The sequence below is a fragment of the Planctomycetia bacterium genome (assembly GCA_034440135.1).
Classification (GTDB): Bacteria; Planctomycetota; Planctomycetia; order Pirellulales; family JALHLM01; genus JALHLM01.
The window spans coordinates 1-10338 of record JAWXBP010000188.1; the positions used below are offsets into that span (position 1 = coordinate 1).

Annotated in this window: 10 protein-coding genes; 9 read left to right on the plus strand and 1 reads right to left on the minus strand. The window is 58.6% G+C overall.

From position 1 onward, the window contains the following. Positions 1–721: 721 nt before the first annotated feature. Complete coding sequence (locus SGJ19_10950) at positions 722–1063, minus strand: helix-turn-helix transcriptional regulator (protein ID MDZ4780762.1); 342 nt, start codon at positions 1061–1063, stop codon at positions 722–724. Between the two features lie 137 nt (positions 1064–1200). Here SGJ19_10950 and SGJ19_10955 point away from each other — a divergent pair, with 137 nt between their 5' ends. The 9 genes from SGJ19_10955 to SGJ19_10995 all read left to right on the plus strand — a co-directional run. Next, positions 1201–2241: an AAA family ATPase gene (locus SGJ19_10955; GenBank protein ID MDZ4780763.1), complete on the plus strand. Its 1041-nt coding sequence runs from the start codon at positions 1201–1203 to the stop codon at positions 2239–2241. A gap of 108 nt (positions 2242–2349) precedes the next feature. Next, complete coding sequence (locus SGJ19_10960; protein ID MDZ4780764.1) at positions 2350–3342, plus strand: DUF3102 domain-containing protein; 993 nt, start codon at positions 2350–2352, stop codon at positions 3340–3342. Positions 3343–3364: 22 nt separating this feature from the next. Beyond that, a complete protein-coding gene (locus SGJ19_10965; GenBank protein ID MDZ4780765.1) occupies positions 3365–5281 on the plus strand; it encodes a recombinase family protein in 1917 nt (638 codons plus the stop codon). Beyond that, positions 5281–5544: a hypothetical protein gene (locus tag SGJ19_10970; GenBank protein MDZ4780766.1), complete on the plus strand. Its 264-nt coding sequence runs from the start codon at positions 5281–5283 to the stop codon at positions 5542–5544. The genes SGJ19_10965 and SGJ19_10970 overlap by 1 nt, the downstream gene beginning before the upstream one ends. Positions 5545–5695: 151 nt before the next feature. After that, positions 5696–6853, plus strand: coding sequence for a hypothetical protein (locus SGJ19_10975; GenBank protein ID MDZ4780767.1), 1158 nt, complete (start codon positions 5696–5698; stop codon positions 6851–6853). A gap of 65 nt (positions 6854–6918) precedes the next feature. Beyond that, a complete protein-coding gene (locus tag SGJ19_10980; GenBank protein ID MDZ4780768.1) occupies positions 6919–7305 on the plus strand; it encodes a hypothetical protein in 387 nt (128 codons plus the stop codon). A gap of 83 nt (positions 7306–7388) precedes the next feature. Continuing rightward, the gene (locus SGJ19_10985) at positions 7389–8450 is read left to right on the plus strand and encodes a hypothetical protein (GenBank protein MDZ4780769.1); all 1062 of its coding nucleotides are present in this window, start codon (positions 7389–7391) and stop codon (positions 8448–8450) included. An 8-nt stretch (positions 8451–8458) separates the two neighbouring features. Next, positions 8459–9607 (plus strand): hypothetical protein, encoded by a 1149-nt coding sequence (locus SGJ19_10990; protein ID MDZ4780770.1) that lies wholly within the window; start codon positions 8459–8461, stop codon positions 9605–9607. After that, positions 9604–10338: glycosyltransferase family 39 protein (locus SGJ19_10995; protein MDZ4780771.1), on the plus strand; the 735-nt coding region annotated here is incomplete at its 3' end. The genes SGJ19_10990 and SGJ19_10995, both read left to right, overlap by 4 nt.

Consider the following 10338-nt stretch of genomic DNA (forward strand, 5'->3'; position numbering starts at 1 on the left):
TCGGTCACGAATCCGCGGAAGGGAACATGAGCACTACACTTTTCGACCGACCATCGGTAACCCGCCAAGCGCTGCACTCTTCGAGCGCCGTTTACACCGTTGTTCAGCAAACGACATTTGCCGCCCCCGTTGGAAGCGGCACAGCGCCCGTCAGCACAGTTGATTAGAGAAAGAATGGCAAGTCGGCGAAGGCGGAAACGAGAACGGCGATTAGCCGAGGCGAACGCAAACGCTCCCAGATGTCCTGGGGGTTGGGGGCGAGATGCGTCCCTTTCGCTTTCGGACCTAATCCTGCTGCGGCAGGCGATCAATCAAAACTGGCCAGTCCCGAGTGAAACGCGGGCGGCAATTGTCGCAAAGCTGTCAGAGGAATTGAACACAGCCAGTCCGCGTCGGTTTTTGTCAATTGCGGCTTCGTTGGCGGCGATGGATGCCGCGAACATCCGCATGGCTGTGGCGACTCATAACGTTGTCGATGCGAGGCCTGCCATGCCTTCCGAGCATTGCATTGACTGGCCATGGGCGGTGATGCCCTAGTGGCGTTTGCGTGCAAGTGCCCAACAACATGTACCACTGGCAAATTGGCAGGTGATTTGACCGAGGCGACCGAGTTGCCGGCGGAACCGAGATCACCACATTCAAGAGCCAACGCACTCAGCGAATCCGACTTTCCGCCGAGTCGCGTCCCTCTGCGAAAACTCATCGCCCACTCGGGCTTCATCTAGCCACGTTTTTTATCGACCTTGGCTGTAGTGTTTTTTCCTTCCACGCGACTGGCGAAGATGATGATGTTCAATTCACGGCAAGTGGCCACCAGAACCTCGATCCCCAGCCGCTTCGTTCCGGCAAAGAATTGCGAATAGAGCGACTGCTTGACACCAACTTTTTCGGCAAGCGAAGTTTGCGTCAGATTTAATTCGGCCATTCGCTGCCGCATCAGTTCACGAACGTCGTCAAGAAAAAGTTTATCGGCCATTTCAGATTGGCTCATGATTTCGGTCTCAGCTTTTAACCAGGCGACCACAGTTGAGTGCTTAACACCAACAGCTTTTTCTTTTTTCATTGTAATGCACCCCAAAAATTATCACCAGTGGTTATTGACTCGGCCCATTACTATAGGTTATACTACGCCACATCGCTTTTCAAGGGCCGCAAGTTTGGAGAAAGGCCGTGGCAAACAAGAGGGAATGGACCAAGCGAGTGTTCGATGGCGGGGACTCCGAGTCGTACTCGACAATCGTCGAGCGGTCGATCGAATGGCTGTGGCAACACCGAATTCCCAAAGGAAAAATCACAATACTGGTCGGGCGTCCTGGCGGCGGAAAGACCACGCTTTGGTGTTACTTGGCAGCTGCTGTGAGCACTGGAACGGCGTTGCCTGGCTCGGAAATCGCAAGCCCACCAGGTGACGTCATCGTGATGGCGATGGAAGATGACGCAGAGGACACTCTGAAGCCCCGCGTGCGAGTCGCCGGCGGAGACCTGAGTCGTGTGCGGCGGCTTCGTATCGCCAACCTGGATGACAATATTCAGCAACTTGATGCTGAACTTGCTGCGTGTGACAATCCGTCGATTGTCATCATTGATCCTGTCATGGCCTTCATGCGAGGCGTGGCACATTCCACCGTCCGACACTCGCTCGGAAAACTTCAGCAGCTGGCGGAAAAGTATCCGCAATGTGCGTTTGTCCTGATCGCACATTTCAACAAGTCCAACGCAGCGAACTCGAATCTGCTGGGGCGAATCCAAGGCTCCGCAGCATATGGGGCCGTCGCTCGGTCTGTGTACGTCGTGGAGCAACATCCGACGGACAAGGGCCTGCAACTCCTCTTGCCACTCAAGAACAACTTGGCACCGGCGACGGCGGGTCTGAGTTTCCGCATCGCCACTAGACAAAGCACGCCGGTTGTCCAATGGACGGGAGAACTCGTCGACGAAATCACCGCTGAAATGGCCGTCAATGCGGCGGACAAAGCCGGCCGCAAGAAACCGATCGAAGTGGCTCAGGAATTCTTGCTGGAAAAGCTGCAGGACGGGCCTCGGCTGGCCTCGGAGATGAAGAAACAAGCAGAGGAACGTGGCATTAGCTTTGTCACTCTTCATCGAGCACGAACGCAGCTGCGGATCAAGTCAGTGGGATCAGCCGAAAATGCGAAATGGCATCCGCCAGTCGATGATGGCGATTCAGAAACACCGTCGATGCCTTACGACAACGATCTAGATGATGGTGATGATGACTGAGAGAGGTACGGATTTCAGTTTGCAAAAGTGAAATCCGTACAACCCCGAAATGTGGCCAGCGGCACGCCGCCGCGAGCCCGGAACAAAAAATAGCAAGGATGCGAAACCATGAACCACAAAATGACGACCAGCCTCGAAACCCTCGCAAGCCAAATCAACCAGGCTCATGCGGACGCCATCGACTCCGCCCGGACGACGATGGCATACGCCCGGATGGTTGGGGACTTGCTCCTCCAAGCCAAAGGCGTTGCGGGCCATGGTGCCTGGCTCCCCTGGCTGGAGGCAAATGTCAAATTCTCAGTCCGCACGGCACAAGGATACATGCGGATTGCCAGCCACTGGAATGAACTCTCAAATACGCAATCGACTGCGTATTTGGATGAGGCACTCAAGATGCTGGCGGAACCCAAGCCCATCAAACCGGCCGACGAAAAGGCCAAACCGTTCTACGAATTGCCTGCAGAGTCACGGGCCAAAATGTGCACGCTATGGTGGGACATGCTGGCGAGCCGGGCGGTACTCTACCACGCCGCAGGCTGGGACTTCGACCGTATCGTGGCGGCAGTGAACATGCCAGCCGTTGACGTCCGGGCGGTGTTGGTGCCGACCGTCAACGTCGATTGCGGAGGCTACTTTACCGATGCCGCCGGCGAACGTCTCTACCGGGACGTGGTACAGGGGCACCTTCACGGCATCCTTTCGACTGTCTATGTCCAAGCGGCGTATGCTGCCGAAAGCGACGGATTCCCGGAACTGGAAAGCCACCTCAAGGCCATTGGCGAATCACATCGACGCCAGCGAAGCCTGCTGCCGCACTGGGTATTCCTCAGGCCCGTGAAGGGGGAAACCATCGTCAACGCTTGTGCCGTGAGCGATGCACGCCGTGCGCTTGGCATCGTGACGGCGGATACGGGCAATCTGTCAGCCCGGCTAACCAAGCTGCTGGACGTCGCACAGGACATGGACAGTCACTTAGACGACGTCATCGACTGGGTGGCCATCGAAAATGCCAGCGGCTACCGAGACCGGTGCAAGGAATACGATTTGAACCCCGCCACGATGAAACCTTGGGACGAAGCCTCAACTGTTACCGGTGCCTAGCCAGAATTTGGAGAATGTCACGATGGCACGCTACGCTGACGAATTGGACCTGTTTGAGGACGGCCAAGAGAAACCGCCTTGCCGAGCCGTGGGCTACGTCCGGATGTCCACCAGCGACCAGGAGGCATCGCCAGCGGCACAACGCAAGTCGATTGCCCGGACGGTCAAAGTGCATGGCCTAGAACTGTTGAGGGAATTCAGCGACGACGGAATTTCTGGTTCCATCGCCAACCGTGACGGCCTGCGGCGGTTGATTGATTTCTGTGCCGAGCATGACGTCGATACGCTGGTGGTCCGAGATTATGAACGTGTCTCCCGTCTGGACACTGACGCCGAAATGGAATTCCAACGGTCACTGAGAATGGCCGGGGTCCAGTGGATCATCGGGGAAACCGAAAAGCATCGGGTCAGCAATCCCGCCAAGGCCCTGGATGACCTGCCACGCAAATTCCGGGCACTGTTCTCGCACCAGTACCTCCAAAAGCTGAGCTTCAATGTTTGCGACGGCATGGCCTCTCAAGTCGCCGACAACATCACCGATCAAACCAAGACCCCTGGTTGGAGTGAGTCCGGGCAGCCACGCCTGATGAAATACAACGGCGGTTGTCGTCCCCGCTACGGCTATTGCTTGGAGAAGGTCAAGGTCGGGCGGTACATGTATAGCCGCACGGTCAAAGACCCTAAGACGCAGGCCGTCGTAGAGGACATCATCCGGCTGGCATTAGCGGGGCATCCCGTTGGCACGATCGTCAGCCGCCTGAACTCGCAAGGAATTCCGTCCGCTTTAGACCGCAACTGGAACGCCGCTGGCGTCGAAACAATCCTGACGCATCCGTACTACCAGGGCTCATTCCTGTGGGGCGACGTTGGGCAAGGCAAACATTGTCGGGCCACGAAAGCTGGTCCCAAAGAAGTGGCTCAACGTGCCCGTGATGCTGGCCAGAATGGGGAGCCTGTCGCCGCCAAGAATCGTGAGGCATTCGCACTGGCCGATTGCCACGAACCTTACGTATCCCAATCACAGGCCAAACGTCTGACGGCTCTGCTGTCGAAACGTCGGAACCATCGAGACAAGAAGAGTAAACGATCGGGTTGCTTGGCTGGGCTGTTGGTGTGCCAACATTGCGGCCGTCCCATGCGGACCATCCGGTTTGGCGACGTCACAGGGTATACGTGCAAGCGGAACTACAACGGGCGGCACTATTGCGACCAGGGCGGCATGGTCTATGAGGCGGACGTGTTGCCGGGCTTGCTCAACAATCTGGTGGCCACGCTGGGCGATGCCGTCAAGCAATTGGACGACCTGAACACTAAGCCACGCCCCAACCCTGGCAAGCTGACGAAAGTCGAAAACGAGTTGGACCGAGTCCGTCATGAGTTGAAGAGCCAGACTGACAAGCTGTTGGCCCTGAACAGCCCCAGCCAAACTGTGCTCCATGCCCTCAACGATCGCATTCAGAATCTACAGGACGAACTAGAGCGGCTGACGAATGAACGTGAGCGGCTCCAAGCTAAGCCTCAGGATGATGACCAAGCCGCCGCCGAGAAATGGCTTCGTGCGTCGAGCGTGGTATTCCAGCAACTGACGTTTAAGCGTGATGGCGAATCGTGCTCTGTGTTCCGAGACGAACGTGGCCGGGTGCCGAAATATGATCCCCGTGGCAGGACCAAATCCATTCGGGTCGATCCCGCCAAAGCCGACGCCATGATGCCGTCCGAATTGGCCACGCATCGCCGTCAACTCGACGCCTTGGAGCTGCGTCAATTGCTGATTGATCTTGGGGTGTCAGCCCGGATCACTTGGGACAAAAGCCCTAAGAAACACGGCCGAAAGTGCCGGATCGTGTATACCGTGGAGGATACTCAATCGTCAGGCCCAACCCCGAAACGGGCGACGGTCATGGATCGCCCAATGTCAGGCTTGCCCTGCCGAGCTTGATGCTCCAGCTCGCCCCGCGCGGCGAGTGCTCGCCGTATGTGGCCGCTTACTTCGGAGTGACCGGCACTTGCCACGCGCTGGCCACGATCACTGGCGGCTATGTGCTGGATCGACTGATCACGCACTACGAATTGACGCCGTTGGTCGGCACGTGGAACATCTACCACTGCACCTTCTTCTTCGCCTGGATCACGCGCACGCTGGGTGTCGGCTGGCTTTGGTTCGTGCAGGAACCGGGGCGGGAAGGCCTTCCAATTGCTTGACATTGTCCCGCGAGTTGGCTAGTTTAGCGAGCGCTGGAATATATGCCCGATTTTCGACTTTTTTTAATTCGACGGTTGGACCAGTTTGAATTGGGATGCGTAGTAGTAGCTAATATTCTTTTCAGCCTCAGGAAACCCAGGGAGGCGTTTCATGCGGTCTGCGCTCAATGTGAGTTTGTTCTGCGCCGCCAAAATGCTGTTGAGCATCACGCGGCCTGCTGAGGCGGGACGCGAACAATGGCGCCGAATAGCCCGGCTACTACGCCATTCGGGCCCCTTAATCTCTTGGGTGGGTGCGGTACTCTTCGCCCCGCAACTAACCTTCGGACAATCGCACGAAGACGTGGTGGTGCGTCGTGTTGTTTCCGCCTGGAAAGCGCGGGCTACGCGCATTCACACTGCGACGATTGAGTGGACGCTGCGCACCACGGACCGGCAGGGCATCTTCACCGAGTTCGCGGCGAAAAACGGCGGTCCCGGCGGCGAGGTTCCGGCTCAGGATACGACGCACGAGGCCCAGCACCGGTTCGTGTTCGACGGCCGGCAATTACGACTGGAATCGAATGGCGAATACTGGCGCACTGATACGGGATCGCTGCACCACGACCGGAAGATTCGTGTCTTCGACGGCGAGCGCCTGGAAGTGAGCATGCCGGCGGGAACGTCTCGCGATGGCACGCTGATGTCGCAAGCGGAGTTCATCTTGTTGCACTCCGGCGAAGTCCTGCCGATCGGACTGTTCATTGCGCCGTTGAATAAGGAATTCGGCGCCACCGCGCTGCCTCCGCTCGAGCCGCGGACGAACGAACCCGTGTCGCCCGGAGAAATTTGCCTTGCTGGCCAACAGGGCTTACTCCTACTGTGGGTCGACCAGGCGCGTCCTGAGATCATTCGCCGCTTTCAAGTGCGCAAGCAGAGCGGCGCGGCATGGATTGAAGGAGAAATCGAGTGGTCAGAAAACGCCGCCATCGGACCGGCCCCGGCGCGTTGGCTCGTAACGACGTTCGACGACGACGGCAAAGTACGCCAGGTCCACGACGGCCGCGTCACGCGCTGTGAATTCAACGCGCCGATCGCCGAGTCGGAGTGGCGCATTACCTACCCCGCCGGGGCGCGTTTTCACGACATGATTGCGCAAAAAGAATATGTGGTCGACGAACAGGGCGAATTGCAGCCGGCGGGCATGGCACAAGCAGCCGCCGGCCAGCGCGGCAATGGTTGGCTCGGCTATTCATTGCTGGCAGCGGCGCTACTGGCGGGCATGTCGTGGTGGCGGTCACGGCGGATGACGAGTCGCAGTCCGTTCTAGCGGGTAGTCATAGGCGGTGTGTGGCTTGGAAGTGTTTTCCTTTCTTCAACTTGAGGAGATGTACGATGGGGCGCGCGATTTGTTTGGCCTTAGCGGTGATGTGCGGCATCGGCGGCGCGGGGTTGCTACTCACGGAACGTAGCGAAGCGGCCGGCTGTATCATCGCCTGCCGCAACTTCACGTATGTCTGTGGCGGCTCCGACGATATCGACGACTGCATCATCTACAACCCGCCGCAGGCGCACGATCAATACTATTCCGCTGTCACAGATGGAATTTGGAAGCACTCGATGTATCCCCAAGAATGCGAAGTCTGGGAGGGGCCCGGCGGTACCGCTTGCCCGAATATCAATCCCGGCTTGATCCAGGAGTGCGTGACTTGCGTCCCGCGCACGCAATATGGCGACGTGCCGCGCTACATGTGCTATATCACGCCGCCGTCGTCCACGTAGGGCATCGCGAGTCGATCCGAAACCGAATTTAACCGATGCGCCGCGGCGATATTCGCTGAGGCGCGCCGCTGGAGATCCGCGCCATGAAACTGCATACAGTCGTGTTGCCGGTGACAGGGGTGCTTTTGGCGGCGATTGGCTTGCGGCTAGGCTATTCACGCCTGGTAGCGCCGCTGGAACATGGCCGCCTGGAGATTCCGCCGGAGCGATTGAACTTCGGCACAGCGCTGGTGCAGGACGATTTCGTCTATCGCCTCCCTGTTGAGAACCGATCGGCGTATCCCGTGGAAATCGCATCGTTCGAGCGGTCTTGCGGTTGCACCATCGTTACGCCGAACGCGTTCACGCTCGCGCCATCCGAAACCCGTTGGCTGCAGTTGAATCTCGATCTGCACGGCGCCGACGGATTCGAATTCAGCGGCGAGGAGCGTGACTTCGCCGTCGACCTGCGGCCGGTCTACGCCAAGGCCATGACCCCCGGCGAAACGTGGCGGGTCATCGGAAGGATTCAATCCCCCTTCAACGTGTCGCCGCGGCACCCACGTTTCGCCACCGAGGCGCTCGTGGCCGGCAGCGACTTCCGGCCGCTCGAGTTCTCAATCGAGCCGCGACAAAAAGGACAAGAACTGCGGGTTTCGCCCACCAGTCGGTCAGCGCCCGCGCGCGTGGAGTGTGCACACATCGGCGACGCAACTCAAGTGACGCTCGTACCCGAGCCGTTGTTGCCGGTCGGCGATCACGTTTTCCGACTGTCAGTCGAGTGGATTAATAGGGAATCTACGCCGTTGCCGCCGTTCGAATTACGCGTTGTCGGCCGTGTCGTGCCCGACGTGCAGTTGGAACCGTCGCACGTGAGACTCGATCTTTCAGCCGACGGCGCGACGCCCGAGACTCGCACAATAAGGTTGAAATCACGGACTGGAACGCCATTTAAAGTGATTGGCGTGGGCAATCCGGAGGAAGTAATAGAAGTCGAGCCAACGACTGCGAACGGCGCGGCTGCGATCGAACACGAATTCAGAGTCCGTGGCGTGTCCGCGACGCGTGGCCTGGTAGTACAACTGGTACAGTTCAAGATTCGCTCGACGAGCGAGCGCGTCGGCGAGTTCGAAGCACCGCTGCAAGTGGTGCTGCGCACGCAGTGAGGCGCTACATGAACATCTGGTCCGCTCGCTATTGCCACGGGAGGCTCTTGCTATTCGCACTGGCGCTCGCGTCAGACATTTCGTCCGCGCAGGCACAGTACTTCGAGAAGTCGCCAGAAGAAATGCTTCGCGAGAAAGTAGAGGAGGCTCGCGAAGGCTGGAAGCGGAAGCCGCGACCGATTGATCCGGACGTCGAGAACTTGAAGGCGGCGTGGAAGCACCGTGCGGCAAAGATCAAGACCGCGCGCATCAAATGGACTCTCACGCGCACTGACATGGCGGGATCGCTCAACGGCGTTCGGACGATGAACCTCCACGGCGCAGGCATGCTTCCAGCCGTTGACACAACCACGAAGATGGATTTTGAACTGCTCTATAAAGATGGATTCGTGAGGCTGGAGCAACGCGGGCAGACGTGGCACGCCGGCTCTGAACAGCCGATCGACGCGCATCACGCCTATGCGTATGGACTCGACAAAGTGAAATACTTTACGACATCGAGTGGCCCGGGCGTTCATCCGTATGCCGGCATCGTTAGTCCGGCCGACGAAGTTTCGTATTTGAGTAGTTTGGACTGTTTGCCGCTGGGAATCCTGCTATCCCCTTTGGACGCGCGCATTTCGAGTTGGACCGACTGCGGGCCGATCGAACGCATTGCAAGCAAGGACGACGCCGAGGGAAGATGCTATGAGGTCGCGCAACAAGGACTGCCATCGCCGCAAGGCAGCCGCTTTTGGGTTTCCGAAGCGAAACCAGGGAAACTGTTGAAGTTCGAGTTACGACGAAAAGATGACTCCATTCGACTTGCGGCGGATGTCGGCTGGACGGACGCCGAGGGCATCGGCGCGATTCCGGCGTTCTGGACGCTGGTCTCACTCGATGTCGACGGACGTGTCGAACGCGTCAAGGAAAACGTGATTACGGAAATTGCCCTAAATGTGCCGCTGACGGATGGGGATTTGGACATCGGATTTCCGCCAGGCACGCCCGTGTTCGATCTCTTGAAGGACGCGCGTTTCATTGTGAATGACGCTGGCGAGCTGCTGCCGCTCTCGCCGAATGCCGCCCTGCCACACTTTGGAATGCCATGGGCGGTTTTCGCGTCACTGATCGCGATCGTAGCACTTCTGGCATTTCGCCGCCGAATCGCTTCATGAATACTTGCATCGCAGCACCTGTAGTCCTGTGCGAGCGCCCGTTGTCACCGCTGCGCAACGCGACCGCATCGCGCCTGAGAAGTGAGATCGCCGTCGGCGCCTGTGTCGCGGCGGTGGTCGTCGGGATCGCCGCGCGCCTCTGGCAAATTGACCTCGTTTTCCTCTACTCCGATGAATCATTTACCTGGCGCGTCTGCCGGCTGCCATTCACGGAGATGCTGCAACGCGTGGGGGCCGATACGTTGCCGCCGTTGCACTTTGTGATGCTCAAGGCGTGGATGGCGATGTTCGGCGACGCCCCCTGGGCGTTGCGCGCCCCGAGCATCTTGGCCGGACTGATCTGCATCCCAGTGATGTACTTCATCGTGAAGGAAGCATGCCGATTTCATCCGCGCGCCTCGCGGGGCGCCGCATTGGCCGCAATGCTGATGAGCGTAAACGCGGTGCAAATCACGCACAGCCGCATCGCACGGCCCTATCCGTTGGCGGAACTGGCGGGACTGTGCGCCACGTGGCTGTTGCTTCGAGCGCTGCGACAAAGCCGAAAAGTTGCAAAAGGCGAGCTTGTGCAGCCATCGCCCGGGAACGCATGGTGGTGGACCGCCTATGGGACGGTTGCCGGTCTTTTCTGTTTAGGACATCACTTCGCATTCTTCACGTTGGTAGCACATGGTGTCGTGGCGCTCGGCATGGCGACTTGCTTGGCGATGAAACGCCAGCGAGAACTAGCA